The following is a 26,523-nucleotide window of genomic DNA, read 5'->3' on the forward strand; positions in this document are numbered from 1 at the left end:
CGCAGGCGTCAGCGAGATGCTCTCGGCATTCTATGCCGGGATCAGAGATGGAAGCATGTCTCCTATACCTGCGGGATCGGACCCCGAAGATGCAGAGGCTTATTTCCGCTCCCTGCTGCCTCTCTGTCGTCGCGCCCGGATCACACGCATCGCCGACCTGACCGGCCTCGACCGGATCGGGCTTCCGGTCATCCAGGCCATACGACCCGCGGCATTGTCCGAAGTCACCTCGCTCGGCCGCGGATTGTCCAAAGCGACTGCTGCCATCGGTGCAATCATGGAGTCGCTCGAGCGCTATTACGCCGAGGCAATCCCTGCTTCTCGCGTCTTCGTGTCGACTGCAGAAAGACTGCAGGTTGGCGCCGGATTCTTCGATGGTTTCAGTCCCGCAGCTTCTCGGGAAAATTGGCGCGAGCGCGAGATCGACTGGATCATGGGCGTCGATATTGCGACCGGCGCTCTCACCCCCGTGCCGTTTGAACTTGTGCATACGATCTACACCGATCCACCACCTCGGCGTGACGGCGTCTTTTTGCGCACCACGACCGGCCTTGCATGCCACCGGTCAGACCTTGCCGCCTTGCTGCATGGGCTACTGGAATGCATAGAGCGGGACGCGATGGCGCGTGCTTTCGAAACCCACGGCCTTATGGACCGGATGAGGCTGTCGTTGTCGGGACTGGGAGCAGCGGCTCAAGATCTTCTGTCACGCCTCGCCGAGCACGGAATATCGGCTGCCTTCTGGTATGCGCCATCGCCAGCAGGGATCCCGGTCGTCTGGTGCCAGACGATCGAAGCTGGCGAAGGCGAGCCCACGCTCGCGCTGCCGACGGAAGGTTATTGTGCCGGTCTTGATATTCATCAGGCGGCGTTCGGCGCGCTGCTTGAAGCGCTGGCGGCCCGTGCCGGTGCGATATCCGGCGCGCGTGACGATCAGACGCGGAGACATTATCTGAGGCCGAGCAAGGCAATGCTTGCCGACGCGCGCGATCTCATCCTAGGCAAAAACGCTCAATCGACCAATTTTCCCGGTGTTTTGCCGCCTGCTGTCGACCTCGTTGATCTTCTGGAGCGGGTCATCGCTGCTGGACTGGGGCCGGTTCTTACCGTTCCGGTTGCTTTGCTGAACGATCCGAGCATTCGTTGCGTGCGCACGATCCTTGCTGGCATGCGCCCCTTTTCCCTCGAGCGGTGAGGATCCGGAATGGATCAGAGCAAGGACGGCCCAATACTCGTTTTTCTCGGTCCGACCCTGCGTTTGCCGGAAGCGCAGCGCCTTCTCGACGCAATATACCTGCAGCCCGTTTCGCAGGGAGACATCATCCTTGCCGCGCACGCATTTCGCCCGAAAGCGATGGTTTTGATCGATGGCTTCTTTGAAGACAGACCCGCCGTGCGGCATAAGGAAATTCTCTGGGCGCTGTCGCAAGGCATCGTGATGGTCGGCGCGGCAAGCATGGGCGCGCTCCGGGCTGCAGAACTATACCCGTTCGGAATGATCGGTGTCGGCCTCATCTATCGCTGGTACAGGCGGTGGCCGCTGACGGCGGAAGATGCCGTCGCAGTCCAATGCGGGCCTGCCGAACTCGGCTTCACGCCTCTCACCGAGGCCCTGGTCGACCTTCAGCGCAGTTTTAAGGCGCTCTTTCTTCATGGCCTGATCTCCAAAGCCGAGATGGATGCCGGTACCGCGGCGGCCCAACGGCTTAATTTTCGGGAGCGCTCCCTCAGAAAGGTGGTGATTGCAGCGCAATGGCTGCCGGAGAAGGCAGCCTTGCTTCGCAGCCATCTCATTATGCAGAAGAAAGCCGATGCCAGACTGGCCCTGCAACTCGCTCCCGCGCTCTCGAAGTTAAAACAGGAAAAGTTGCCCTGTACGATAACCAATACTTTCCTTCGCGATCTGGAAGCCGGATCTATTGACATCACGTTAATTAGAAATTACTAATTTAATAAATTGCCATACAACTCATCTCACCGAGGAGTTGAGCTATGGAATTATATCCCAACATATCACTTGAAAAGTCCGCGCAGGCTCTTGGAACGCGATGCTGGATATTTCCCCAGCCGCCTTTTATCCTTGGCTATGAGCAACCGGACCGGGTCCTGCTGTCCATATTGCCCGATGAAATTGGCGATGGTCCAAGCGACATCTTGATGTATGTCGCCGATCCGCTGTTCGACAAGGAGCCCTACGGTTTCAGCGGTTTCCCACCCTATCGCGGGCCTCGACGACGCTCCGTCCGATCCGGCCCTGATGGTCACTTTGACAGCCTTGATCCGAGATCACGCGATTATCTTGGCGTGCATGCTTATGCCTGCGTTCATTTCGTTCTGGACGTCTGGCGCAATTATCTCGCCCGACCGATGCACTGGTTCTTCTCCGATTACTATTCGAGGCTCGAAATCGTTCCCTTTGTCCGGTGGAACAATGCGCATGCGGGCTTCGGCTTCATCGAGCTCGGCTGCTCCGAAGCAGGTGGCGAAGAATCGCCCTATGCGTTGAATTTCGACACGATCGCTCACGAGATCGGCCATCTGGTCACGCTGTCGCAGATGGGGCTTCCAGACAGCCTTTCCCGCGACGCGGATTTCTTTCCGTTCTCCGAGGCCATTTCGGACAGCATATCGTTGATTTCTTTTCTGCATTTCGAATCGGCCATCGACCGGCTGCTGCGCCGGACGAAAGGAAATCTCCTCCTTTACAACGAGCTCAATCGCTTCGCCGAAACAAGCCCGGAGACGCAAATTCGCCTTGCGACCAACTTCCGGCGCATGTCGCAAGTCACGACCGAGGCCCATGATCGCTCGTTGCCTTTCCTCGGTGCGATCTTCGATACGATCGTCGAACTTTATCACCGTGAGCTGGTCGCCAGCGGCTGCGCCGATCATCGTCTGCTCTCTGTCAATCTTCGCGATCTGACGCAGGACGAGTTTGACTGGTTCCGGCAAACGACGGCGGAGGCTTTTCGCGACAAACCGCTTTTCTTCAAGCTCGCCTTGATCAAGGCGAGAGATTCAGTGGGAGGGGCAATCGGTGCTGCACTTCATAAGCTGGATCCGGGCGCGATGCGTCTTGGGGATGCCGCGCTGGCTATTGTCTCGGCTGCGGATATACGGGCCGCCGCGCAACTGGAGGAAAACTTTGTATGGCGTGAAATCATCGGCTCGAGGTGAGCCAGAACAGGAGGGGAAAATGAGCTGCTGCTCTGAAAATCCGTTCGTCGGAACAGGCAATCTGCCATTCAATCCAAGCGAGGTTCGTCTCTATGGACGAAACGAATATTGTCCGCCCGACGAAGCCCAGCAGCGATCCGAAGCTGCCCAGGCAAAACCTATCCGGGATGGTGGCGTTGAAGCCGGCAAGGACAAGATCAAGCTCAGGGTGGACAACTGCCACATTCTGATCGATCCCGGGAAGGTCGACATAGTCAGCATCGGCGTGATCTATGGCTATGCCTATGAGGGACACTGCTACAAGCTCCCGAAACCGCGGATCATGTATCTCCCGGTCAAGGCCACGGAAATAGAGGGAGATGACTGCGGATGCGATTGCGGCTACTCGAACGCACTCGGCTATTCCGTCTGGTCGCTGGACAAACTCGAACGCGTGATTGCGCTCGATGTGCGCTCCGACGATATCAAGACGCTGATCCTTGACGAGAACCTTCCCGGCAACCGTTCGCCGCTCGCCTATGCGCAGACGCAATCGCTGGCGCCGCAGCGGCTTCGCGATTGAGAACCGGCAAGCGTGTGGATCAAGGCCTGCCTGCTCTCCGTTCGACGCCAGGACGGAGAGCAGGCGTCACCTGCTCGTCCCGGTCCGACACGACGCGACGGTCTGTCTTCGCGAGCGGCGTCCCGCATGCCCTGCAGGTGCTTCGGCATTGATGGTTCTTGCCGGCAAAGTTACTGGACTTTGCGGCACCGGAAGTTTAGTACGTGCCTCCGCTAACCGGTCGCAGCCCACCCGGTTCAACAAAACAAGGGATCCTAAAATGAAAGTACTTGTCGTCTGCTCAGGCGGACTCGACTCCATTTCGCTTGCATACGAGATCGCGGCGAGCCACCAACTGATCGGCCTGATTTCCTTCAACTACGGTCAGCGGCATGTCAAAGAGCTGGAATTCGCGGCACTCTGCGCACAGAAGCTCGACGTTCCGCACGACATCATCGACGTCTCGAACGTGGGCAAGCACCTGACCGGCTCCGCTCTCACGGACGATATTGAGGTACCAGACGGCCACTACGCAGAGGAGACGATGAAGGCAACGGTCGTGCCGAACCGGAACGCCATCATGCTGGCGATTGCATTCGGGCTGGCCGCAGCACGTCAGGCAGACGCCGTGGCGATCGCAGTCCATGGCGGAGACCATTTCATCTACCCCGATTGCCGGCCGGGCTTCATTTCGTCGTTCGAAGTCATGCAACAGCATGCGCTCGAGGGCTATGCAAACGTCAGATTGCTCGCTCCCTATGTGAACGCTACGAAGGCCGACATTGTCATCGATGGCGCCAGGCACCGAACGCCATTTGCGGAGACCTGGTCTTGCTACAAGGGCGGTCGCCTGCATTGCGGAAGATGCGGTACTTGCGTCGAGCGTCGCGAAGCTTTCCATCTCGCCGGTGTCCAGGATCCGACCGTCTATGATGATCCGGATTTCTGGATTGCCGCGACGGGTGGGTACAGAGCAGAAGAGGCGAAGTGATGTACCGGATCACCAAGGAGTTCCATTTTTCCGCCTCACATCAGCTGTCCCATCTTCCCGACGACCACCAGTGCGCGCGTCTCCACGGGCACAATTATATCGTCGAGGTCGAGCTTTCGGCCTCCGACTTGAACGAGGACGGCTTTGTCCGCGACTATCACGAGCTTGCGCCTCTCAAACGGTATATCGACGAATGCTTCGATCACCGGCATCTCAACGATGCGCTGGGCCATGAGCGGGTAACGTCAGAATGGCTCGCCAAGCATTTTTACGACTGGTGCAAGGAAAGGCTGCCGGAAACATCGGCGGTCAGGGTAAGCGAGACGCCGAAGACATGGGCGGAATATCGCGCATGACAGTCAGGGAGCAAAAGATCCGCATCAGCGAAATATTCGGACCGACGATCCAGGGGGAGGGGCCGCTCATAGGCCTTCCCACAGTCTTCGTCAGAACGGGCGGATGCGACTATCGCTGCGAATGGTGCGATACCCTCCATGCCGTCGACAGCGCCTTCCGCGACGAATGGACGCCGATGTCGGTCGACGACATCTGGTCGAAAGTGGAAGCGCTCTCTCAGGGCTGTCCGCTGACGATTTCCCTTTCTGGCGGAAACCCGGCAATTCAGCCACTTGGGCCGCTGATAACCAGGGGAAAGCGCGACGGTTATCAATTCGCTTTGGAAACGCAGGGCTCGATCGCCCAGGACTGGTTTGCAGAATTGGATCATTTGATCCTCAGCCCGAAACCACCGTCCAGCGGAATGGAATTCAAGGCTGGTGAACTAGGGGAGTGCGTGGCAGCTGCACGCAAGGGTCCCAGGATCGCTATGAAGATCGTCATCTTCGATGAGCTTGACTACGCTTTTGCAAGGTCGGTCGCCAGGGAGTTCGAAGAGCTTCCGATCTTTCTCCAGCCGGGCAATCACACGCCGCCGGTGGAAGATGAAGTGCTGGTCGACCTCGACGGCATTCTCAACCGCATGCGGTGGTTGGTCGATCGGGTCGCCTCGGACCGGTGGTTCGACGCGCGCGTTCTCCCGCAGCTCCACGTTCTGCTCTGGGGAAACATGCGGGGCGTGTGATCACCTCCAAGGAAATCTCGGACCGCCAGGGATTTGCGACCTTGTCGCCGGTCGCTGCGGCGTCGCCATCTATCTGTTGAGAGGAACGCAAAACTGCCTTGACGGCTTCCCATCTTTCAGAAATGCTAAGATGTCAGACCAATTTTTAAGGTCGGCTGCCTTGAAAAAGAACCTGGGGAACCATGAAGGCAAATGCTAGCGACAGGCCGGTAATCCGGCCCCTTCCGGCGATGGATCGCGCGCGTCAGGTGACCGATGCGCTCGCGCATTATGTCGAGGATGCCCGGCTCCAGGCGGGTGACCGGCTGCCGGCGGAGCGCGAGCTGATGGCAGCCCTGGCCGTCGGGCGTTCCACTATTCGTGAAGCGATCCGGCATTTCCAGGCGCTCGGCGTCATCGAGACGCGCAAGGGCAGCGGAACTTATCTGCTGAAACCGGTTTCTCGCGATACCGTTCATATGCCGCTGTCACTCGATACGACGCATCTGCGCGATGTGCTGCTACAGACGCTGGAAGTTCGCCGCGGCATTGAATGCGAAGCCGGCATGGTGGCTGCACGGCGGCGCACCGCGAAGGATCTCTTGCTCATCGAGGAAAAGCTCTGTGAGATGGAGCGGGTGCATATAGCCCAGGGCGCATCGGGTCCGGAAGACCTGGCCTTCCATCTGGCGGTCTATGATGCCACCCATAATCCGCTGTTCCGCCAGCTTCTCGAGCAGATGCGCGAGACCTTCGAACGGTTCTGGACGCATCCTTTCGACCGGCAGGACTTTGCCCGCCGGTCCTTTCCCTTTCACCGCACCCTTTTCAACGCCATCGCCGCCCAGGACACCGAAGCGGCGCGGCGTGAGACACTGAAAATCCTCGACGTGGTCGAGGAAGACATCAAGGAAATGTCCCGATGACTGACGGCCTCGAACCGTTCGACCTTGCCTCGCTGATCACCGCCCATGACGAAGGCAACTTCGCCGAAGCGGTCGTGCCGCCGATCTTCCAGACGTCGCTTTTTACCTTCTCCGACTATGACGACATGATCGCCTCCTATCGCGGCGAGAAGGTGCGGCCGATCTATACGCGTGGCCTGAACCCGACCGTGCGCATGTTCGAGGAGATGCTCGCAAAGCTCGAAGGGGCTGAAGATGCGTTGGGCTTTGCAAGCGGCATGGCGGCGATCTCGTCTGCCGTTCTGAGCTTCGTGGAACCGGGCGACCGCATCGTCGCCGTCAAGCATGTCTATCCGGATGCCTTCCGGCTATTCGGCACGATCCTGAAGCGAATGAAGGTCGAAGTGACCTATGTTGACGGCCGTGATGAAGAGGCCGTCGCCAAGGCGCTGCCGGGTGCCAAGGTCTTCTATATGGAAAGCCCGACGAGCTGGGTCATGGAAGCCCATGATGTCGGCGCGCTGGTGGCACTCGCCAAAAAGCACGGCGTGGTCACGATGATCGACAACAGCTGGGCGAGCCCGTTCTTCCAGCGGCCGATAACGCTCGGTGTCGACCTGGTCATTCATTCGGCCTCCAAATATCTCGGCGGACACAGCGATGTCGTCGCCGGCGTCGTCGCCGGCTCGAAGGAGATGATTGCGCGCATCAAGGCTGAATCCTATCCTTATCTCGGTGGCAAGCTGTCTCCCTTCGATGCCTGGCTGCTGATCCGGGGCCTCCGGACGCTGCCCTTGCGCATGCGGGCACATGAGGCAGCGGCCATGGCGATCGCGCAGCGCCTGCAGGCGCTCGATGTAGTCGAGCAGGTCTGTCATCCGGGCCTTGCCAACCGCTTGCCCAACGGCCTCAACGGCACGTCGGGCCTCTTTTCCTTTATATTCCGCGAAGGCATCGATGTCAGAGCCTTCGCAGATCACCTCAAGCTTTTCAAACTGGGCGTAAGCTGGGGTGGACATGAAAGCCTGATCGTACCGGGCGAGGTGGTGCTGCAGCAAAAGGCACAGCCGAATTCCGCACAAACCTTCGGTATCAGCCCGCGATCTGTGCGCCTCCATATCGGCCTCGAAGGAACCGAGGCCCTGTGGAGGGATATCGAGGAGGCGATTGCTGTCGCCTCTTAACTGAAACCTCACAAACAACGACGGAGGGGAACCGAAAATGAAAAAGCTTATTCTTTCAGCGCTCTTTGCAACCACGATGATGGCAGGCACGGCCTTTGCGGACACGACGCTGAAGCTCGTCGAAGTCATCACCAGCCCCGAGCGCACCGAAACGCTGAAGTCGATCGTCGGCAAGTTCGAAGCCGCCAATCCCGGCACCAAGGTCGATATCATCTCGCTGCCCTGGAACGAAGCCTTCCAGAAGTTCGCGACCATGGTTTCGGCCGGCGATGTGCCCGACGTGATGGAAATGCCCGATACCTGGCTGTCGCTCTATGCCAACAACGGCATGCTCGAGAGCCTCGAGCCCTATCTTGCGAAGTGGGAGCACACCAAGGAACTGACGCCGCGCGCGCTCGACCTCGGCCGTGACGTCAACAACACCGCCTATATGCTGCCCTACGGCTTCTATCTGCGCGCCATGTTCTACAACAAGAAGCTGCTCGCAGACGCCGGCGTCAAGGAACCACCGAAGACGATGGAAGACTTCACCAAGGCCTCCGAAGCCGTCTCCAAGCTGCCGGGCAAATATGGCTACTGCATGCGCGGCGGTCCGGGCGGCCTGAACGGCTGGATGATCTTTGCCGCCTCCATGGCCGGCAGCAACAAGTACTTCAACGAAGACGGCACCTCGACCATGAACAGCGAAGGCTGGGCAAAGGGCATCGAGTGGATGGTCGATCTTTATAAGAAGGGCTATGCACCGAAGGATAGCGTCAACTGGGGCTTCAACGAAGTCGTCGCCGGCTTCTATTCCGGCACTTGCGCCTTCCTCGACCAGGATCCGGATGCGCTGATCGCCATTGCCGAGCGCATGAAGAAGGAAGACTTCGGCGTCATGCCGTTGCCGAAGGGGCCGGCTGGCAAGTCCTATCCGACTATCGGTTACGGCGGCTGGTCGATGTTCACGACGAGCCAGAACAAGGACCTCTCCTGGAAGCTGATCGCCACGCTCGAAGGGCCTGAAGGCAATATCGAGTGGAACAAGAAGATCGGCGCTCTGCCGGCCTATACGGCTGCCGAGAAGGATCCCTTCTACGCCGGTGACCAGTTCAAGGGCTGGTTCGAGGAACTCGCCGACAAGGACACCGTCCCGACGGTCATGCCGACCTACCTCGAGGAATTCGCCTTCTTCAAGGATTCCATGGCGATCAAGACCTCGCAGCAGGCGCTGCTCGGTGACATCTCGGCCAAGGATCTCGCCGACCAGTGGGCCGATTACCTCACCAAGGCGCAGCAGAAGTTCCTCGCCAAGAAGTAAGGCCAAAATCGCAAACGGCGGCGGATATCTTCCGCCGCCGCTCATGCAACGACAGACGGCGCGCCGAAGTGCCGCTAGGGGAAGTATCGGGTAAATGACTATCACCGCCGACACGCTCGAGATGCGCCACGACCGCCGGCCATGGCTGCGCCGCCTGGCCGATGCCTCGGAGCCTTATCTCTATAGCGCGCCCTCGTTGATCCTGATCATTGCGGTCATGCTGGTCCCGCTGGTGGTCGGCGTTTCCTATGCCTTCCGCGATATCCAGCTTCTCAATCCTTTTTCAGGTGGCTTCGTCGGGATCGAGCATTTCCGCGAGCTTGCACAGGACAAGGCCTTCTACGGCGCGCTCAAGAATACGCTCTGGTGGACCGGCGCTTCAGTGATCCTGCAATTCATCTTCGGTCTCATCCTCGCCCTCCTGCTCGACAAGCCGTTCTGGGGCAGGGGCGTCATTCAGGCGCTGGTCTTCCTGCCCTGGGCCGTACCGTCATTCCTTGCCGGCCTGAACTGGGCCTGGCTTTTCAATCCGGTCATCGGGCCGATCCCGCACTGGCTGTTTGGGCTCGGGCTGATGAGTGAGCCGGGCAATATTCTCTCCGATCCGCAATATGCGATGTGGGGGCCGATCATCGCCAATGTCTGGTGGGGGATTCCCTTCTTTGCCATCACGCTGCTCGCAGCCCTGCAGGCGATCCCGCGCGATCTTTATGAAGCGGCCTCGATCGACGGTGCCGGCTGGCTCCAGCGTTTCTGGTCGATCACCTTGCCGTTTCTGGCGCCGACGATTGCCATCACTGTCATGCTGCGCACCGTCTGGATTTCGAATTTCGCCGATCTCATCGTCGTCATGACTGGCGGCGGCCCGGCGGACAGGACGCAGATTGTCGCGAGCTACATCTTCACCCAGGCCTTCAAGCGGCTCGATTTCGGCTATGCCTCGGCGATTGCGCTGGTATTGCTGGTCCTGCTTCTTGCCTATTCCATGCTGATCATCCTGCTGCGGCAGAGCCTGCTGGCCAAGGATTGAGCCATGAGACGATCCATTCTCCCCATTATCGCGCACCGTCTGGCGATCCTCGTCTATGTCGTCTTCGCGCTTTTCCCGCTCTTCTGGCTTTTGAAGGTCTCGGTAACGCCGAATGACCTGCTTTACACCGAAGGCGTGCGCATGTGGCCGTCGCGGACCACTTGGGAACACTATAGTTTCGTGCTGCAGCACAGCGCCTTCCCAACCTTCTTCAAGAACAGCGTTATCGTCTCGGCTTCGACGGCGATCACGGTGACGATCTGTGCCTCGCTGTCCGGCTATGCTTTGTCGCGCTTCACCTTCCGGGCGAAATACTGGATCGTGGCGCTGATGCTGCTGACACAGATGTTCCCGCTCGTCATGCTGGTGGCGCCGATCTTCAAGATTCTGTCGCCCCTGCACCTGACGAACAGCCTGACCGGTCTCGTCATCGTCTACACCGCCTTCAATGTGCCCTTTGCGACCTTCCTGATGCAGTCCTTCTTCGATGGCATTCCGAAGGACCTCGAAGAGGCGGCGATGATCGATGGGGCCACCCAGTTCATGGCCTTCCGTCAGATCATCCTGCCGCTGACGCTGCCCGGTATTGCGGCAACTCTCGGCTTCGTCTTCACGGCGGCGTGGAGCGAGCTGCTCTTTGCATTGATGCTGATCAACGGCAATGACGCGGCGACCTTCCCGGTTGGCCTTCTTACCTTCGTTTCGAAATTCTCCGTGGATTTCGGGCAGATGATGGCGGCAGGCGTCATGGCGCTTATCCCGGCCGGCCTCTTCTTCCTGCTCATCCAGCGTTATCTCGTTCAGGGCCTGACGGCCGGCGCGGTCAAGGGTTAGTCACATGGCATCGATCGACATCAAGAATATCAAGAAATCCTACGGCCATTTCCCGGTGCTGCATGGCGTCGATCTGGAAATCAAGGATGGGGAATTCGTCGTCCTCGTCGGCCCGTCCGGCTGCGGCAAGTCAACACTGCTGCGCATGATCGCCGGCCTCGAAGAGGTGACTGATGGTGAAATCTGCATTGCCGGCAATCGTGTCAACGAGCTGCATCCGAAAGACCGCGACATCGCCATGGTGTTCCAGTCCTACGCGCTCTATCCGCACATGAATGTTGCCGGCAACATGAGCTACAGCCTGAAGCTCAGGAAGACGGCGAAGGAGAGGATCGCGAGTGCCGTTGCCGGCGCGGCTTCCAAGCTCGGCCTCGACCCGCTGCTCGAACGGCGCCCGAAGGCGCTCTCCGGCGGCCAGCGCCAGCGTGTCGCCATGGGCCGCGCCATCGTGCGCCAGCCGAAGGCATTTCTCTTCGACGAGCCGCTGTCGAACCTCGATGCGCGCCTGCGCGAACAGATGCGTGCCGAAATCAAGAAATTGCATGGCGACCTCAAGGCAACCTCGATCTACGTGACCCACGACCAGATCGAGGCGATGACGCTGGCGGACCGGATCGTCGCCATGCATGGCGGGGTCGTGCAGCAGGTCGGCAGCCCCTTGGAGCTTTACGACCGCCCCGCCAATCTCTTCGTCGCGGGCTTCATCGGTTCGCCGGGTATGAATTTCCTCGATGCGAGTTATGAGGCAGGCGGAGCGAAGCTGAAGGACGGTACGATCGTACCGCTCAACACGTCGCTTGGCTTGTCGAACGGCGAAAAGGTGACGATCGGCATTCGGCCGGAACACGTCACCATGACGAATGACGGGTCTGGAATTAGCGCCGACGTCGAGCTCGTCGAGCCGACCGGCTTCGGCATCATCCTGCATCTTTCGCTGCACGGCCTGCCGTTCAAGATCTTCACTCTTGATCGTGATGCGCTGAGTGCGGGACCGAAGGTCAATGTCACTTTCCCGGCCAAGCATCTGCATGTGTTCAACAGTGAGGGCAACCGGGTCGATTGAACCGAGGGAGGGCAATTGCCTGTCTTCAGGCAACGGAAGGAGCGGTGATGCGGCCTTGCCGATAGCGGAAAAGAGCTTTCATCACAGGCCCTTCGATGGCTATATGACCGGGTGATGATTATGCTGGACTGGATATTATGACAGACACTGTTCTCGACCGTTTTCTTCGCTATGTCGTCATCGACACGCAATCTGATCCCGCCTCGTCCGCGCAGCCGACGACCGAAAAACAGAAGGATCTCGGCCGGGTTCTCGTCGAGGAGCTCCTGGAGATCGGCCTTTCGGATGCACATCTCGATGAGTACGGCTATGTATATGCGACTATTCCGGCCAATACGGACAAGAGCGTGCCAGTCATCTGCTTCTGCTCGCATATGGACACTGCGCCTGACTTCACCGGCAAGAACGTGAAGCCGCAGATGGTGAAGGCCTATGCCGGTGGGGATATTCAGCTTCCCGGCGATCCAAACCGGGTGATCCGTGTTTCAGAACATCCCGAGCTGAAAAACCAAATCGGCAACGATATCATCACGACCGATGGAACGACTTTGCTCGGCGCAGACGACAAGGCGGGCCTGGCGGAAATCATGGCTGCGGCTCAAGTCCTCGTCGACAATCCCGGGATCAAGCATGGCACGATCAAGATCCTCTTCACGCCGGATGAAGAGGTTGGTCGCGGCGTCAACAAGGTCGATCTGAAGAAGCTCGGCGCGGAATTTGCCTATACGATGGATGGCGAGACCGCCGGCCATATCGAGGATGAAACCTTTTCGGCAGATAGCGTCGATATTGTTATCGCCGGCGTGGCAATCCATCCGGGTTTTGCCAAGGATCGGATGGAAAATGCCATCAAGATCGCAGGCGCGATTATCGACCGGCTGCCGAAAGAGATCGCCCCGGAAACGACCGAGGGAAAGCAGGGCTTCATCCATCCGACAGGGGTGGCGGGCTCGATGGAAAAGGCTGCAATCAGCCTCATCATTCGCGATTTCACCGATGCGGGTCTGGTCGAAAAGGAGACCATGCTCGAAGCGATCGTCAAGGATGTGATGAAGGCTTACCCGGGGTCGACCTATCGTTTCGACGTGAAGGAACAGTATCGCAACATGAAGACGGTGCTCGACCGCCATCCCGAGATCGTCGCGAATGCCGTCGAAGCGGTTCGCCGAGCGGACATGACGCCGGTGCGCGGCAGCATCCGCGGCGGCACTGACGGTTCGCGTCTTTCCTTCATGGGCCTGCCGTGCCCCAACATCTTCGCTGGCGGTCACGCCTTCCACTCGCCGCTCGAATGGATCAGCCGCCAGGATATGGAAAAAGCTGTCAGGACGATCGTGGAGCTTGCCAGGGTTTGGGAAGAGCGCGCCTAGCGCTCTTCATCCTTCTGAATTCAGGTGCCGTTCGCCGAAATGCTTGGACGCAGCATCACGCTGTCATAAGCGGGGCGGGGTGTTGGAATGGCGATGGGCGTACCGGGTTGGGGCTCGATCGCAGTCGCTGCTGCGGGCATCGGCAAAGGAGTGACGCTTGCCGTCGCTGCGGGATCGGGAGACGGGATCGGGACGGGAACGTCCGACGGGATCAGTATCTCGAACTGCGGCGGCAGCATGCTCTCGCCCGGGACGTAGTTCATCGCGACTTCATAGGAAGGCAGCGGTGGCGGCGTTTCAAGCGTGCCGTCTTCGTCACGCTTCTCGTAGAAGGCATTGCCGCCTGCGACCGTCACATAATGCATGTTGTTGTAGGGGAATTTCAACCCTGCCGTGTGGAAAAACATCGCGTCCTTCACCGCCGGATGGCGCTCGCCGCTGAGGATCGCGTCAGCCGCGGTCGTAAGCTCCGGCTCCGCCTGAGATTTGACCTCGCGAGTCATGACACCGGGCGCAAACTGCTTCTTCTGGGCGACGACGCCGCAGATGGAGCCGGCATAGGCGCCGGAAGTGAGTCGGTTCATGACGACACTGCCGACGGCCATATAACCAGCCTCATCCGAATGCTGCGATTCGAAGTACATCGCGCGCTTCAAGCAGTCGCGATCCTTGGTGGTGTAATTGAAAGTGACTTTTGCCGATTGAGCCTGTTTTGTTTTGGCTTTCGCCGGCGCCGCCGGTTTCGGTGTTGTCGTGCAGCTCGCAGCCGCAAGTCCTACGAATAAAATCCCAACCAGGGATTTTCCAAAGGAAATCTCCGCCCTCAACGCTAGGTGCCTCCTATTGGAATTAGTCCAGCCCTTTTCGATCTTAGCGAAAACGTTTTACCCGGCATGTGACAAAAATACAAACAACCGCAGATAACAAAAATAACAAGGGGTTCCCGCCAAAATACGATTCTGGCGGGAGCCGGTATTGCAACGGTGTCAGCTTCGGAAAAGCTTCCAGCGCGTGGGCTTGAAGGCGACGCGTGACCGGTCGAGCCTGTCGGCCTCGCTCGGCGGAAGCTCGATCTCGATATGCGGGCGGTCCTTGCCGATGTCGAGTTCGATGTGGCGGGTACCGGCGACGCGCCGACTTGCAACCGGTTGGCCGGCAATACAGTTTTCGGCCGATTCGCAGAGCCGGACATCGTGCGGGCGGAAATAGAGCTGCGCAGCGCCATCAGCTTCACCATCGGCGTTGAGACCCAGCGAGCGCCCTTCGAAGCGGATATCGCCGCCGGCAACTTCCACCTGCAGGCAGTTCGACTGGCCGACGAAGCCGAAGACGAAGGGCGAATTGGGGCTGTCATAGACCTGGTCCGGCGTGCCGACCTGTTCGATCGCACCCTGGCTCATGACGACGACTCGGTCGGCAAGCTCCATCGCTTCGTCCTGGTCGTGGGTGACGAAGACGGTGGTGTGGCCGGTGCGGTCATGGATTTCGCGCAGCCATTTGCGCAGGTCCTTGCGCACCTGCGCATCGAGCGCCCCGAAGGGTTCGTCAAGCAGCAGGACGTTCGGCTCGACCGCCATGGCGCGGGCAAGGGCTACGCGCTGGCGCTGGCCGCCGGAAAGCTGTGCCGGATAGCGCTTTTCAAGACCTGAAAGCTGTACGAGATCGAGCAGTTCCAGCGCCCGTTTGCGAATCTCCGCCTTGGGCGGACGGCGCGATGAATTGCGCACCTTCAGGCCGAAGGAGACGTTGTCGAGCACCGTCATATGGCGGAAAAGCGCATAGTGCTGGAACACGAAGCCGATATTGCGTTGCTGGACCGTCTTTCTCGACGCATCTTCGTCGCCGAAGAAAATCAGGCCATCGGTCGGGCTTTCGAGGCCGGCGATGAGGCGCAGCAGCGTGGTCTTGCCGGAACCCGACGGGCCGAGCAGTGCGATCAGTTCTCCTGAGCGGATATCGAGCGAGACATCGTGCAGCGCCGGAAAGCGATCGAATTCCTTGCGTAGGTTTTGGACGCGTACTTCCATTCTAATTCCTTCAGTGCCGCCGGCTGGCGGCGATTTCCGCGCTATAGCGCATTTCCAGCAGCGTCTTCAAAACAAGCGTGACGAGGGCAAGCAAGGCCAGAAGCGAAGCGACCGCAAAGGCTCCGGTGAAGTTATATTCGTTGTAGAGGATTTCTACCTGCAACGGCATCGTGTTGGTTTGCCCGCGAATATGGCCTGACACGACCGAAACGGCGCCGAACTCACCCATGGCGCGGGCATTGCAGAGAAGGACGCCGTAGAGCAGGCCCCATTTGATGTTCGGCAGCGTGACGTGCCAGAAGGCCTGCCAGCCGCTCGCGCCGAGCGAAAGAGCTGCCTCCTCGTCCTGCGTTCCCTGTTCCTGCATGAGCGGGATAAGCTCGCGCGCAACGAAGGGGAAGGTGACGAACATGGTGGCGAGGATCAGCCCCGGCGCCGCGAACAGGATCTTGATGTCATTGGCGCTCAGCCACTGGCCGAGCCAGGTGTTGGCGCCGAAGAGCAGCACGAAGACGAGACCCGAGATGACAGGCGAGACCGAAAAGGGCAGATCGATCAGTGTCGTCAGGAACGCCTTGCCCTTGAATTCGAACTTGGCGATCGCCCAGGCAGCGGCGATGCCGAAGACGAGGTTGAGCGGCACGCTGACGCCGGCAACGATCAGCGTCAGGCGGATCGCCGAGAACGTTTCGGCATCCTGGAGTGCTGTGAAGAAAGCGCCGGCACCCTTGCGAAAGGCTTCGACGAAGACGGCTGCAAGCGGCAGGAACAGGATCAAGAGCAGAAAGACGAGCGCAATGACGACCAGCGTGATACGGGCGATCTTGCTCTCTGTGATAGCCGAATGAACCTTGTGCGGCTCTGCGGTTGAAACGGTTGAGGTAGCATTAGACGCCATAACCGTACCTCCGCCTGCTCCAGCTCTGGATAAGGTTGATGACAAGCAGCATCGTGAAGGAGATGATCAGCATGATCGCCGCGATGCCGGTCGCTGCTGCATAGTTGTATTCTTCGAGCTTGATGACGATCAGCAATGGGGCGATTTCCGATTTGAACGGCAGGTTGCCGGCAATGAAGATGACCGAGCCGTATTCGCCGACCGCGCGGGCGAAGGCGAGGGCGAAACCCGTCAGGACCGCGGGCGCAAGGCCCGGCAGCAGCACGCGTGCGATTGTCTGGAAGCGATTGGCGCCGAGCGTGGCGGCAGCCTCCTCCACTTCCTTGTCGATCTCTTCCATGACCGGCTGGACCGTCCGCACGATGAAGGGCAGGCCGACGAAGATGAGGGCGACGACAATGCCGGCCGGCGTGAAGGCGATCTTGATGCCGAGTGGCGTCAGGAACTGCCCGACCCAGCCGTTCGGAGCATAGAGGGTGGTGAGCGCGATGCCGGCGACGGCCGTCGGCAGGGCAAAGGGCAGGTCTACCATGGCGTCGATAATGCGTTTGCCAGGAAACCGGTAGCGTACCAGCACCCAGGCAAGGATGACGCCGAAGACGACATTGAGGCAGGCGGCAATGAATGCGCTGCCGAAGCTGATCCGCAGGGCGCTCAGCGTTCGCTGGTCGAATGCAATGCCGAAGAACTTCTCCCAGCCGAGTGCGCTCGACCGCCAGGCGAGGCCAGACAGCGGGATAAGGACGATGAGGGTAAGCCAGATCAAGGTAAGGCCGAGCGCCAGTCCGAAACCCGGAATGACGCTCGGCCGCTTGAACCGCCACCGTGTGGGGTTATGTGCGCTCATAAGACCTATTATTGGGCCGGCTTGTAGATCTGGTCAAATACGCCGCCATCGCCGAAGAATTTCGGCTGTGCATCCTTCCAGCCGCCGAAGTCGTCAATCGTGGCGAGCGTCAGCTTCGGGAATCGGGCAATATCAGCCGCATCGGCTGCTTCCGGCTTGATCGGCCGGTAATAGTGCTTTGCCGCGATCTTCTGGCCTTCGTCCGAATAAAGGTAGTTCAGGTAAGCTTCCGCGACCTTGCGGGTGCCCTTCTTATCGACGTTGCCGTCAACGATTGCGACCGGCGGGTCGGCGCGGATCGAGAAGGTTGGGGTCACGATCTCGAACTGGTCGGGACCGAGTTCCTCAAGCGAGAGATAGGCTTCGTTTTCCCAGGCAAGCAGAACATCGCCGAGGCCGCGCTGGACGAATGTGGTCGTCGCGCCACGTGCGCCGCTGTCGAGAACCGGAACGTGCTGGAGGAGCTTGGTCACATAATCCTGAGCCTTGGCTTCGTCACCGCCGTTCGCCTGCTTTGCCCATGCCCAGGCGGCAAGGAAATTCCAGCGGGCGCCGCCGGAAGTCTTCGGGTTCGGCGTGATGACCTGCACATCGTCCTTGATCAGATCGCTCCAATCCTTGATGCCCTTCGGGTTGCCCTTGCGGACGAGGAAGACGATCGTCGATGTATAGGGGGTCGAATTGTTCGGGAATTTGGTCTTCCAGTCGGCCGGGATCTTGCCCGTGGCCTTTGCGATCGCGTTGATGTCGCCTTCGAGGGCCAGGGTCACCACGTCGGCATCAAGGCCGTCGATGACCGACCGCGCCTGTGCGCCGGAACCACCATGAGAGGCTTGGATCGTCACGGCTTCACCGGTGTCAGCCTTCCACTTCGCAGCAAAGGCGGCGTTGAAATCCTTATACAATTCGCGTGTCGGGTCATAGGACACGTTCAGAAGCGTCTGGTCGGCGAATGCCGGTGCGACACTGCCGATGGCAAAGCTGCCTGCCATGACCGCGGCCGCGACGAGCCGGGTGAACCTTAAAGTCTGCATGGGAACCCTCCGTGGTTATACGCTAAACTCTATCAACTAGGTCGTATAATGAAACGAAGATTGTTCCGGTTCCGGGGACCAACCTTAGAAAGCCATCCCATTTTCAGTGCGAGATTGCGAATGGGACGTGCTGCCAAGTTGGCCGCGGCCAATTAAGGCACCGTGCCACAGTCGTGATTTTTCTGCCACAGTTCGAGCCGGAAAGTGACATTCGTGTGTCGATTTTTAGTCTTGTTTTGCAGCGGTGACGCTTTCGAGTGCCTACATGGCCTTCCGGTCGTTGGGATTCGGCGACCGATGGTGGGGGTGTCCTTGAAACACTGCTTGCCTCTTTCAAACCGTAAAAGGTCTTTCTGATGTCTATTAAAACTATCCTTCTTGGCTCTGTTGCCGCCCTTGCAGCGGTTTCCGGAGCACATGCAGCCGACGCTATCGTCGCCGCCGAGCCGGAGCCCGTAGAATATGTTCGCGTTTGCGACGCCTACGGGACTGGCTACTTCTACATCCCGGGCACCGAAACCTGCCTTCAGATCAGCGGTTACATCCGTACTGAAGTTCGTTTTGGCCAGAACGTCTCGGGTGATTCCGATGTGAACTTCTGGACTCGCGGTCAGGTTACCTTCCAGACCAAGAACGACACCGAGTACGGCACGCTCACGGGCGTTATCACGCTGCGTACCAACGCTGACAACGCCACCGATCAGGAAACCCTGCTCGATGAAGGTTATATCGACATCGCCGGCTTCCGCGCTGGTAAGCTGTACAGCTGGTGGGACGACGATCTGAGCGGCGAGACGGACACGCTCTCGAGCAACGAGACGACCCACAACTCGATCCGTTATCAGTACGAGACCGACAGCTTCGCAGCCGGTGTCTCGGTCGACGAACTTGAAGAAGACTATGTCGAGAAGCCGGGTGAAGGCCCGAACAACTTCGGCGTTGCAGCCCAGGTCTCGTTCAAGAGTGGCGCATTCAGCGGCTACCTGCTTGGTGGTTACGATACGGATAACGAAGAAGGCGCCATCCGCGCTATCGTTTATGCCGATATCGGTCCAGGCACTCTCGGCCTCGCTGGCATCTGGGCCAGTGGCGCTAACTACTACTACGAAGCGTCCGAATGGACGGTCGCAGCCGAGTACAAGATCAAGCTGACCGACAAGTGGGCCGTCACCCCGGCCTTCCAGTACTTCGACAAGATCGATATCGATGCTGACGGCGACTTCAGCGGCGGCAGCGCTTATACGACCGGCGTCACCATCGACTACCGGATTGCTGACAATCTGCGCAGCAAGCTCAGCGTCCAGTATCACGACGAAGAAGACGGCGACGACGAAACCTTCGGTTTCCTCCGTTTCCAGCGCGACTTCTAATAAAAAGGGGCCGGAGCGGCCCCTTGTCCTCGATTTGCCTTCCCCCCGCCATGGCGGGGAGAAGGTCGGAAGCGCGAAGCGAATTTCTCTTCAGACGCGTGAATCCGCGATGAAATCCGAATAGAATTCATCTGTGCTTTTCGCCTTGCGCATGGCCGCCAGGACGCCATCCGACTGAAGCCTGCGGGCGATGGCGGCGAGCACGTTCAGATATTCCCCACGATTGTTTTCCCCGAAGAGCAGCACGAAGGCGATGTCCGTCGCGATATCGTCGATCGCATCGAAGTCCAGCGGCTGGGCGAAGCGGATCAAGAGACCGCGCGGGCTCGTCATGCCGTTGATGGCTGCATGAGGAACAGCGATGCCGTTGCCGATGCCGGTGGAGCCGAGCTTCTCCCGGGATTCGAGCGCTTTCAGCACGCTCTGGCCGTCAATGCCGAAGGCCTTGCCGGCTTTTTCGGAAATCGTCTGCAGCGCGCGCCACTTGGTGGTCACCGACAGGCCAATGAAGGTGTGCTCCGGCCGGATGATATTGGAGAGGTTCATTACATTCTCGATGCTGTTTTCGGCAGGTATCAGTCAGGCTCACGGAGCCGGTAGCCGACGCCGGTCTCTGTGGTGATATAGTGTGGCTGGTCGGGAATCTGCTCGACCTTTTGCCGCAGCTGGCGCACATAGACGCGCAGATACTGCACGTCCGCGGCCGGACCCCATACCTGCTTCAGAAGAAATTGATGTGTCAGCACCTTGCCGGCATGCTGGGCGAGCACGCGCAGGATGTCGTATTCCTTCGGCGACAGCTTGATTTCCCTGCCGTCGACCTTGACGATGCGCTTGACGAGATCGATCGACAGCCCGCCGGTCTGAAAGATCGCCTTCTCACCCTGCTGCTGCAGCCGGTGGCGGAGCGCCACACGGATACGGGCACCGAGTTCGTTGACGCCGAAGGGCTTCGTCACATAGTCGTCGGCACCACTTTCCAGCGCCTTGACGATGCCGGCCTCGTCGGTACGGCTCGAGAGAATGACGACAGGCATGGTGAGCCCGTCTTCGCGCCATTCCTGCAAAAGGTCATGGCCAGATATGTCGGGAAGGCCAAGATCGAGCACGATGAGATCGGGCTGATCATCCTTGACGGACTGGCGGGCGGCACCGGCATTCGGGGCCTCCTGGACTTCGTAGCCTTGTGCGGTGAGGCCGACGCGCAGAAGCTTGCGGATTGGCGGCTCGTCATCGACGACGAGAATCTTGACGGCTGAACCGGTCATTTGAGTTCATCCAATTTTGGAATGTCGTTCGGTTTTGGAAGGCGGATGGTGAAGACGGCGCCGGACCTGTCTGTCCGGTTGCCGGCTGTGATCGTCCCACTCATCGCCTCGATGAAGCCGCGGCATATGGAGAGGCCGAGGCCGGTGCCGGCGCGCACCTGATCGCCCTTGCGCACGCGGTAGAACGTGTCGAAGACACGGTTGAGGTCTGCAGCAGGAATGCCCGGGCCTTGGTCGGAGACCTGTACGACGACATTATCGGCATCCGCCCAACCTTCGATGCGGATGACAGAGCCTTCGGGCGCGTATTTGGCGGCATTGTCGAGAAGGTTGAAGAGGACCTGCTCGAAGAGAACGGGATCGACGCGGACCATGGGCAGGTCGGCAGGGATTGTCATTTCCGTCCTGTGATGATCGAGAATTTTTGCAGCCCGGCGCAACGCGCTGCCTGCGATATCTCCTGCATAGTGCAGCGCATAGTTCGGTTCCATGGCGCCGGACTCGATCTTCGTCATGTCGAGCAGATTGGCGATGAAGCGGTTGAGACGTTCGGATTCATCGACGACCGTCGACAGAAGATCTGTCCGGTCATCCGCCGACATCGAATCGAAGTAATCGCGCAGTGTGCCGGACGCGCCGAGGATCGCCGCAAGTGGCGTCTTGAGATCGTGGGAGATCGACGTCAGCAGAGCAGAGCGCAGGCGGTCCGCTTCGGCCGCAAGCTTGGCCCGATCGACGTCAGCAACGAGTTGCACGCGTTCGATGGCGAGTGCCGCCTGATCGGCAAGCGCATCGAGAAGCCGCTGCTGTTCCGGCGTCAGCAGCGGTCCGTCCCGGCGGTCACTGTCGAGGCCGATGACACCAACGGCCGTTCGACCGGTACGCAATGGTACATAGAGGCGCTTGGCCCCGGGCAGGGTATCAGCGCCGCGACCGGCGGCGTGATTATGTTCCCAGGCCCAGCGGGCGGCGGCAATATCGGCATCGTCGAGCGTATCGTCAGGTGGATAACCGGCCTTGACGGCAATGGAATTATCTTCCGGCAGGAGGAGAACGACGCGCACCTTGAGCATTGAGGCGATCTGGAAGGCAGTCGCCCAGAGGACGTCATCGAGCGTGCCGGTGCCGGCAAGCTTCTTGGAAAAGAGATAGAGGTCTTCCGTCGTGCGCGCTCTTTGCCGGGCCGCGGCCGCCTGCCGCTGGACGGTTGCCGTCAGGTTGGAGGCGATGACGGCGACACCAAGGAAGAAGAAGAGCGCGAGCACGCTTTCCGGATCGCTGATCGTCAACGTATAGCGCGGCGGCAGGAAGAAGAAGTTGAAGGAGAGGGCACTGATGATACAGGTATAGAGCGCCGGTCTGAGGCCATGGATGACGGCCGATGTCAGCACCGCCATCAGGAAGACGAGCGCCAGATTGCGAACGTCGAGCACCTGATCGAGCACCACGCCGGCAACAAGCGCAATGGCGACGTAGAGCGTTGAAAGTGCGTAAGCCCGGAAGTCCAGCGCGGCCGTGCTCGGTGCCGCCTTTACGCCACGCTGCGCGGCCGGATCTTTCTCGTTGCCGGAAATCACATGGACGCTGATATCGCCCGCGCACCGGATCAGCTCGTCGGTGATGGAGGGGCTCCACCACCATTCGCGCCATGTTGGCTTTTTCGGCGCGCCGATGACGATGTGAGTGACGTTGTTCGCGGTGGCGTGACGCACCAGCTCCTCAGTCACCTCGCGGCCGGGAATGGTGATCGCTTCGCCGCCAAGCTGCTCGGCAAGCCGGAGCGTGGCGGCAATCGTATCACGCTGCGTTTCCGAGAGATTGATGGAGCGGTTGGTCTCGATATAGACGGCCGCCCAGGGGGCACGCAGACGCGCAGCCATGCGTGAGGCGTAGCGGACCAGCGAAGCAGAGCGTGGGTGATCGTCGATCGACACCAGCACACGGTCGCCGGCAGCCCAGGGGCCGGAAATAGCATGCGCCTGCATATGGCTCAGCAGCTGGTCATCGACGCGCTGGGCGGTCTTGCGCAGGGCGAGTTCGCGGAGCGCCGTCAGGTTGCCGGGCGTGAAATAATTGGTCAGAGCGCGTTCGGCGGTCTTTGCCACATAGACCTTGCCATCGTGAAGGCGTTTGATGAGGTCGTCGGGTGTGAGGTCGATGATCTCGATGTCGTCAGCCACGTCGATCACGGAGTCTGGCACTGTCTCGCGCACCCGGATGCGGGTGATCTGCGAAACGACGTCGTTCAGGCTCTCCACATGCTGGATGTTCAGCGTCGAATAGACATCGATGCCACGGTCGAGCAATTCCTTGACGTCGAGATAGCGCTTCGGATGGCGACTGCCCTCGGCATTGGTATGGGCAAGTTCGTCGACGAGAACAAGATCGGGCTTGCGGGCGAGAATGGCATCGAGATCCATCTCTTCGAGCGACTGGCCGCGATAGGCGATCTCCACACGCGGGATGATTTCGAAACCGGCAAGCAGCGCCTCGGTCTCTTTGCGGCCATGGGTTTCGACGACGCCGATCACGACGTCGAGGCCATCGGCGATCTTGGCGTGGCCGGAGACCAGCATTTCATAGGTCTTGCCGACGCCGGGTGCCGCGCCCAGGAAGATTTTCAGGCGTCCGCGCGACTCCGCCCGGGCCTTTTCGAGAAGCGCATCGGGCGAGGGCCTGCCGGCCTGGTCGCGGTTGTCGTCTGGCATGCGTTCGGTCTTTCTTCACGAGCAAGCCCCGGCGCGCATTGCAGCGTTCCGGGGCTCTCAACCTTCACTGAGTCATAGAAGCATCAAGGCTCTGGTTCAACGCCAGAACATTGACGGTCGGTTCGCCGAGCAGGCCGAGTTCGCGGCCCGTAACGGCTGCATCGACCAGCGCCTTGACCTTGGCTTCATCAACACCGCGGGCCTTGGCGACGCGCGGTACCTGGAAGTATGCGGCATCGGGCGAAATATGCGGGTCGAGGCCGCTACCCGAAGCGGTGACGAGGTCGACGGGAACCTCGGCATTCGGGTTGCTCGCCTTGGCAGCCTCATAGTCACCCTTCACGCGGTCGATCAGCTTCTGGCTGGTCGGGCCGAGGTTGGAGCCCGAGGACGCCGCTGCATTGTAGCCATCGCCAGCAGCGGACGGACGACCATAGAAATACTTGTCGCTGGTAAAGGCCTGGCCGATCAGCGTGGAACCGATAACCTGCCCGTTCTTTTCAATGAGGCTGCCATTAGCCTGGTAGGGGAAGATGGCCTGTGCGGCACCTGTCATGGCGAGCGGGTAGAGGAGGCCGGTGATGGCCGTGGTGGCAACGATCATGACGATTGCCGGACGAAGTTCTCTAAGCATTGTTTTAACTCCTTAGGCGAGGCCGAGGGATGCGACGACCATGTCGATCGCCTTGATGCCGATGAAGGGGACGATGATGCCGCCGAGACCGTAGATCAGCAGGTTGCGGGAAAGCAGCGCACCGGCGCCGATCGGGCGGTAGCGCACACCCTTCAGGGACAGCGGGATCAGGGCGATGATGATGAGCGCATTGAAGATGATCGCCGACAGGATGGCGCTCTGCGGCGTGGCGAGGCCCATGATGTTGAGTACGCCAAGCTGCGGGTAAAAAGTCAGGAACATCGCCGGGATGATGGCGAAGTACTTGGCGATGTCGTTGGCGATCGAGAAGGTCGTCAGCGCGCCGCGGGTCATCAGGAGCTGTTTGCCGATTTCGACGATCTCGATGAGTTTTGTCGGGTCGCTGTCGAGATCGACCATGTTGCCGGCTTCGCGGGCTGCGACCGTGCCGGTGTTCATGGCCACGCCAACGTCGGCCTGGGCCAGAGCAGGAGCGTCGTTCGTGCCGTCGCCGCACATGGCGACAAGTTTGCCCTTGGCCTGTTCTTCGCGGATCAGCTGCAGCTTGTTTTCAGGCGTTGCCTGGGCGAGGAAGTCGTCGACACCGGCTTCGGCAGCGATGGCGGCGGCTGTCATCGGGTTGTCACCCGTAATCATGACGGTGCGGATGCCCATGCGGCGCAGCTCGTTGAAGCGCTCGCGGATGCCGCCCTTGACGATATCCTTGAGCTGGATGACGCCGAGCAGCTTGCCGTCGCGGGCAACGGCGAGCGGCGTGCCGCCGGCCTTGGCGATCTCGTCCGATATCGACTGCAGTTCACGCACGATTTCGGCTCCGTTCTTCGAGGAAGCATCGCCGTTGACGTAGCTGAGCACAGCATCGACGGCACCCTTGCGGATCGCCGAGCCTTCGAGATCGACACCGCTCATGCGGGTCTGGGCGGTGAAGGGTACGAATGTGGCCTTCAGGCTTGCCATGTCGCGGCCGCGGATCGCGTATTTTTCCTTGGCGAGCACGACGATGGAGCGGCCCTCGGGCGTCTCATCGGCGAGCGAGGCAAGCTGCGCCGCATCGGCGAGATCCTGTTCGGCGACACCGCGTACCGGCCGGAAGCTGGTGGCCTGGCGGTTGCCCAGGGTGATCGTGCCGGTCTTGTCGAGCAACAGCGTGTCGACGTCACCGGCAGCTTCTACGGCGCGGCCGGACATGGCGAGCACGTTGAAGCGGACGAGACGATCCATGCCGGCAATACCGATCGCCGAAAGCAGGGCGCCGATCGTGGTCGGGATCAGCGTGACGAAGAGGGCAACGAGCACGATGATCGGGATCGAGCCGCCGGCATAGGCCGCAAAGCTCGGGATCGTCGCCGTGGCGAGAACGAAGATCAGCGTCATCCCGGCAAGCAGGATGTTGAGCGCGATTTCGTTCGGCGTCTTCTGACGTTCGGCGCCCTCGACGAGCGAGATCATGCGATCGAGGAAGGTCGAACCTGCCGCCGCCGTGATGCGCACGCGGATCCAGTCGGAGAGAACATGCGTGCCGCCGGTTACGGCCGAGCGGTCGCCGCCGGATTCACGGATGACGGGGGCGGATTCGCCGGTGATGGCCGCTTCATTGACGGAGGCAACACCCTCGACGACTTCGCCGTCAGAGGGAATGATATCGCCGGCTTCGACGAGAACGAGATCGCCGACCTTCAGGCTGGTGCCAGGTACCATGCGGTAGCCGGTGCCGTTGTTGGCGGTCAGGAGCTTCGCCTGGGTCTCGGTGCGCGCCTTGCGCAGCGAGTCTGCCTGCGCCTTGCCCCGGCCTTCGGCGACGGCTTCGGCGAAGTTGGCAAAGAGCACCGTGAACCAGAGCCAGAGGTTGATCTGGAAGGAAAAGGCAAGATTGCCGTTGCCTGAAACGAGATCGCGCAGGAACAGGACTGTGGTCAGCGCCGAGACCGTGGCCACGACGAACATGACCGGGTTCTTGGAAAGGGTGCGCGGGTTGAGCTTGGTGAAAGCAGCGCCCACGGCCGGAATGAGGATGCGAGAATCGAGGATGCTCGCGGATTTTGCCTGGCTCATAAGAGACTCCAGCTTTGAAACGAGGATGGCGAACCGGATTGCCGGTCAGCCCTGTAAAATTCTGAGAACGCAGACGACGACGAGCAGGCCTGCCATCATCACCAGGATGATGTCGGAGGCGCGCGGCATCCGCTGGGCTCCACGCCCCGGCAGACCGGGACGTGGATGGAAGGCTTTTCGGAGCCTGTGACGGATAATCATCGGCAAAC

The 26,523-nt window shown here is 59.9% G+C and carries 25 protein-coding genes; 15 read left to right on the forward strand and 10 right to left on the reverse strand.

Annotated elements, in window-relative coordinates; translation table 11 throughout:
* The first annotated feature begins 16 nt into the window (after positions 1–16).
* The 14 genes from FHX06_RS13900 to pepT all read left to right on the forward strand — a co-directional run bounded on the left by FHX06_RS13900 (position 17) and on the right by pepT (position 13,455).
* Positions 17–1,195, forward strand: a complete 1,179-nt coding sequence (locus FHX06_RS13900; RefSeq protein WP_183879932.1) for a YcaO-like family protein — start codon at positions 17–19, stop codon at positions 1,193–1,195.
* Between the two features lie 9 nt (positions 1,196–1,204).
* Positions 1,205–1,948: a TfuA-like protein gene (locus FHX06_RS13905; protein WP_183879682.1), complete on the forward strand. Its 744-nt coding sequence runs from the start codon at positions 1,205–1,207 to the stop codon at positions 1,946–1,948.
* Between the two features lie 44 nt (positions 1,949–1,992).
* The gene (locus FHX06_RS13910; RefSeq protein ID WP_183879684.1) at positions 1,993–3,177 is read left to right on the forward strand and encodes a hypothetical protein; all 1,185 of its coding nucleotides are present in this window, start codon (positions 1,993–1,995) and stop codon (positions 3,175–3,177) included.
* A gap of 19 nt (positions 3,178–3,196) precedes the next feature.
* Complete coding sequence (locus FHX06_RS35580; protein WP_246715546.1) at positions 3,197–3,739, forward strand: hypothetical protein; 543 nt, start codon at positions 3,197–3,199, stop codon at positions 3,737–3,739.
* Between the two features lie 259 nt (positions 3,740–3,998).
* A complete protein-coding gene (gene queC, locus FHX06_RS13920; protein WP_183879686.1) occupies positions 3,999–4,709 on the forward strand; it encodes a 7-cyano-7-deazaguanine synthase QueC in 711 nt (236 codons plus the stop codon).
* The gene (gene queD / locus FHX06_RS13925) at positions 4,709–5,065 is read left to right on the forward strand and encodes a 6-carboxytetrahydropterin synthase QueD (protein WP_113208345.1); all 357 of its coding nucleotides are present in this window, start codon (positions 4,709–4,711) and stop codon (positions 5,063–5,065) included. The genes queC and queD overlap by 1 nt, the downstream gene beginning before the upstream one ends.
* Positions 5,062–5,790, forward strand: coding sequence for a 7-carboxy-7-deazaguanine synthase QueE (gene queE / locus FHX06_RS13930; protein ID WP_246715547.1), 729 nt, complete (start codon positions 5,062–5,064; stop codon positions 5,788–5,790). The genes queD and queE overlap by 4 nt, the downstream gene beginning before the upstream one ends.
* 182 nt (positions 5,791–5,972) lie before the next feature.
* On the forward strand, positions 5,973–6,695 hold the full coding sequence (locus tag FHX06_RS13935) for a FadR/GntR family transcriptional regulator (protein ID WP_112546215.1): 723 nt from the start codon (positions 5,973–5,975) through the stop codon (positions 6,693–6,695).
* On the forward strand, positions 6,692–7,858 hold the full coding sequence (locus FHX06_RS13940; RefSeq protein ID WP_183879690.1) for a PLP-dependent transferase: 1,167 nt from the start codon (positions 6,692–6,694) through the stop codon (positions 7,856–7,858). Before FHX06_RS13935 ends, FHX06_RS13940 begins: the two co-directional genes overlap by 4 nt.
* Before the next feature lie 37 nt (positions 7,859–7,895).
* The gene (locus tag FHX06_RS13945) at positions 7,896–9,158 is read left to right on the forward strand and encodes an ABC transporter substrate-binding protein (protein WP_113014451.1); all 1,263 of its coding nucleotides are present in this window, start codon (positions 7,896–7,898) and stop codon (positions 9,156–9,158) included.
* 94 nt (positions 9,159–9,252) lie between these two features.
* Positions 9,253–10,188: a carbohydrate ABC transporter permease gene (locus FHX06_RS13950; RefSeq protein ID WP_183879692.1), complete on the forward strand. Its 936-nt coding sequence runs from the start codon at positions 9,253–9,255 to the stop codon at positions 10,186–10,188.
* Between the two features lie 3 nt (positions 10,189–10,191).
* On the forward strand, positions 10,192–11,022 hold the full coding sequence (locus FHX06_RS13955) for a carbohydrate ABC transporter permease (RefSeq protein ID WP_112969050.1): 831 nt from the start codon (positions 10,192–10,194) through the stop codon (positions 11,020–11,022).
* A 4-nt stretch (positions 11,023–11,026) separates the two neighbouring features.
* Entirely contained in the window at positions 11,027–12,085 is a 1,059-nt protein-coding gene (locus tag FHX06_RS13960; protein WP_183879695.1) for an ABC transporter ATP-binding protein, read from the forward strand.
* 137 nt (positions 12,086–12,222) lie between these two features.
* A complete protein-coding gene (gene pepT, locus FHX06_RS13965; protein ID WP_113210157.1) occupies positions 12,223–13,455 on the forward strand; it encodes a peptidase T in 1,233 nt (410 codons plus the stop codon).
* A 20-nt stretch (positions 13,456–13,475) separates the two neighbouring features.
* Here pepT and FHX06_RS13970 read toward each other — a convergent pair whose 3' ends face one another.
* From FHX06_RS13970 to FHX06_RS13990, 5 genes are all read right to left on the reverse strand, one after another.
* Positions 13,476–14,282, reverse strand: coding sequence for a cell wall hydrolase (locus FHX06_RS13970; protein WP_112546222.1), 807 nt, complete (start codon positions 14,280–14,282; stop codon positions 13,476–13,478).
* Positions 14,283–14,441: 159 nt separating this feature from the next.
* Positions 14,442–15,482 (reverse strand): sulfate/molybdate ABC transporter ATP-binding protein, encoded by a 1,041-nt coding sequence (locus tag FHX06_RS13975; RefSeq protein ID WP_112546223.1) that lies wholly within the window; start codon positions 15,480–15,482, stop codon positions 14,442–14,444.
* Positions 15,483–15,492: 10 nt separating this feature from the next.
* Entirely contained in the window at positions 15,493–16,380 is an 888-nt protein-coding gene (gene cysW / locus FHX06_RS13980; protein ID WP_183879697.1) for a sulfate ABC transporter permease subunit CysW, read from the reverse strand.
* The gene (gene cysT, locus FHX06_RS13985) at positions 16,370–17,227 is read right to left on the reverse strand and encodes a sulfate ABC transporter permease subunit CysT (RefSeq protein WP_112546225.1); all 858 of its coding nucleotides are present in this window, start codon (positions 17,225–17,227) and stop codon (positions 16,370–16,372) included. Before cysT ends, cysW begins: the two co-directional genes overlap by 11 nt.
* 8 nt (positions 17,228–17,235) lie before the next feature.
* Positions 17,236–18,261, reverse strand: coding sequence for a sulfate ABC transporter substrate-binding protein (locus FHX06_RS13990; RefSeq protein ID WP_112546226.1), 1,026 nt, complete (start codon positions 18,259–18,261; stop codon positions 17,236–17,238).
* A 356-nt stretch (positions 18,262–18,617) separates the two neighbouring features.
* Between FHX06_RS13990 and FHX06_RS13995 the strand changes: the two genes are divergently transcribed.
* Complete coding sequence (locus FHX06_RS13995) at positions 18,618–19,631, forward strand: porin (RefSeq protein WP_112546227.1); 1,014 nt, start codon at positions 18,618–18,620, stop codon at positions 19,629–19,631.
* A gap of 90 nt (positions 19,632–19,721) precedes the next feature.
* Here FHX06_RS13995 and FHX06_RS14000 read toward each other — a convergent pair whose 3' ends face one another.
* The 5 genes from FHX06_RS14000 to kdpB all read right to left on the reverse strand — a co-directional run bounded on the left by FHX06_RS14000 (position 19,722) and on the right by kdpB (position 26,314).
* Positions 19,722–20,177: a PTS sugar transporter subunit IIA gene (locus tag FHX06_RS14000; RefSeq protein WP_113114452.1), complete on the reverse strand. Its 456-nt coding sequence runs from the start codon at positions 20,175–20,177 to the stop codon at positions 19,722–19,724.
* Positions 20,178–20,206: 29 nt separating this feature from the next.
* Positions 20,207–20,899, reverse strand: a complete 693-nt coding sequence (locus FHX06_RS14005) for a response regulator transcription factor (RefSeq protein WP_112969057.1) — start codon at positions 20,897–20,899, stop codon at positions 20,207–20,209.
* Positions 20,896–23,607 carry a sensor histidine kinase gene (locus FHX06_RS14010; RefSeq protein WP_183879699.1) on the reverse strand — a complete coding sequence of 904 codons (2,712 nt, stop codon included), beginning with the start codon at positions 23,605–23,607 and terminating at the stop codon, positions 20,896–20,898. Before FHX06_RS14010 ends, FHX06_RS14005 begins: the two co-directional genes overlap by 4 nt.
* A 64-nt stretch (positions 23,608–23,671) precedes the next feature.
* Positions 23,672–24,241: a potassium-transporting ATPase subunit KdpC gene (kdpC, locus tag FHX06_RS14015; protein WP_183879702.1), complete on the reverse strand. Its 570-nt coding sequence runs from the start codon at positions 24,239–24,241 to the stop codon at positions 23,672–23,674.
* Positions 24,242–24,253: 12 nt separating this feature from the next.
* Complete coding sequence (gene kdpB / locus FHX06_RS14020; RefSeq protein ID WP_183879707.1) at positions 24,254–26,314, reverse strand: potassium-transporting ATPase subunit KdpB; 2,061 nt, start codon at positions 26,312–26,314, stop codon at positions 24,254–24,256.
* Positions 26,315–26,523 lie beyond the last annotated feature (209 nt).

The organism is Rhizobium sp. BK512 (assembly GCF_014194915.1).
GTDB lineage: Bacteria > Pseudomonadota > Alphaproteobacteria > Rhizobiales > Rhizobiaceae > Rhizobium.

Bases quoted from the DNA above. Each gene is read 5' to 3' on its own strand.
- FHX06_RS13935 (WP_112546215.1), top strand. From the start codon at position 5,973: ATGAAGGCAAATGCTAGCGACAGGCCGGTAATCCGGCCCCTTCCGGCG.
- queC (WP_183879686.1), top strand. From the start codon at position 3,999: ATGAAAGTACTTGTCGTCTGCTCAGGCGGACTCGACTCCATTTCGCTT.
- pepT (WP_113210157.1), top strand. From the start codon at position 12,223: ATGACAGACACTGTTCTCGACCGTTTTCTTCGCTATGTCGTCATCGAC.
- FHX06_RS14000 (WP_113114452.1), bottom strand. From the start codon at position 20,177: ATGAACCTCTCCAATATCATCCGGCCGGAGCACACCTTCATTGGCCTG.
- FHX06_RS13955 (WP_112969050.1), top strand. From the start codon at position 10,192: ATGAGACGATCCATTCTCCCCATTATCGCGCACCGTCTGGCGATCCTC.
- queD (WP_113208345.1), top strand. From the start codon at position 4,709: ATGTACCGGATCACCAAGGAGTTCCATTTTTCCGCCTCACATCAGCTG.
- kdpC (WP_183879702.1), bottom strand. From the start codon at position 24,241: ATGCTTAGAGAACTTCGTCCGGCAATCGTCATGATCGTTGCCACCACG.
- FHX06_RS13905 (WP_183879682.1), top strand. From the start codon at position 1,205: ATGGATCAGAGCAAGGACGGCCCAATACTCGTTTTTCTCGGTCCGACC.
- cysW (WP_183879697.1), bottom strand. From the start codon at position 16,380: ATGGCGTCTAATGCTACCTCAACCGTTTCAACCGCAGAGCCGCACAAG.
- FHX06_RS13990 (WP_112546226.1), bottom strand. From the start codon at position 18,261: ATGCAGACTTTAAGGTTCACCCGGCTCGTCGCGGCCGCGGTCATGGCA.
- FHX06_RS35580 (WP_246715546.1), top strand. From the start codon at position 3,197: ATGAGCTGCTGCTCTGAAAATCCGTTCGTCGGAACAGGCAATCTGCCA.
- queE (WP_246715547.1), top strand. From the start codon at position 5,062: ATGACAGTCAGGGAGCAAAAGATCCGCATCAGCGAAATATTCGGACCG.
- FHX06_RS14010 (WP_183879699.1), bottom strand. From the start codon at position 23,607: ATGCCAGACGACAACCGCGACCAGGCCGGCAGGCCCTCGCCCGATGCG.
- cysT (WP_112546225.1), bottom strand. From the start codon at position 17,227: ATGAGCGCACATAACCCCACACGGTGGCGGTTCAAGCGGCCGAGCGTC.
- FHX06_RS13940 (WP_183879690.1), top strand. From the start codon at position 6,692: ATGACTGACGGCCTCGAACCGTTCGACCTTGCCTCGCTGATCACCGCC.
- FHX06_RS13945 (WP_113014451.1), top strand. From the start codon at position 7,896: ATGAAAAAGCTTATTCTTTCAGCGCTCTTTGCAACCACGATGATGGCA.
- FHX06_RS13910 (WP_183879684.1), top strand. From the start codon at position 1,993: ATGGAATTATATCCCAACATATCACTTGAAAAGTCCGCGCAGGCTCTT.
- FHX06_RS13975 (WP_112546223.1), bottom strand. From the start codon at position 15,482: ATGGAAGTACGCGTCCAAAACCTACGCAAGGAATTCGATCGCTTTCCG.
- FHX06_RS13960 (WP_183879695.1), top strand. From the start codon at position 11,027: ATGGCATCGATCGACATCAAGAATATCAAGAAATCCTACGGCCATTTC.
- FHX06_RS13950 (WP_183879692.1), top strand. From the start codon at position 9,253: ATGACTATCACCGCCGACACGCTCGAGATGCGCCACGACCGCCGGCCA.
- FHX06_RS14005 (WP_112969057.1), bottom strand. From the start codon at position 20,899: ATGACCGGTTCAGCCGTCAAGATTCTCGTCGTCGATGACGAGCCGCCA.
- kdpB (WP_183879707.1), bottom strand. From the start codon at position 26,314: ATGAGCCAGGCAAAATCCGCGAGCATCCTCGATTCTCGCATCCTCATT.
- FHX06_RS13900 (WP_183879932.1), top strand. From the start codon at position 17: ATGCTCTCGGCATTCTATGCCGGGATCAGAGATGGAAGCATGTCTCCT.
- FHX06_RS13995 (WP_112546227.1), top strand. From the start codon at position 18,618: ATGTCTATTAAAACTATCCTTCTTGGCTCTGTTGCCGCCCTTGCAGCG.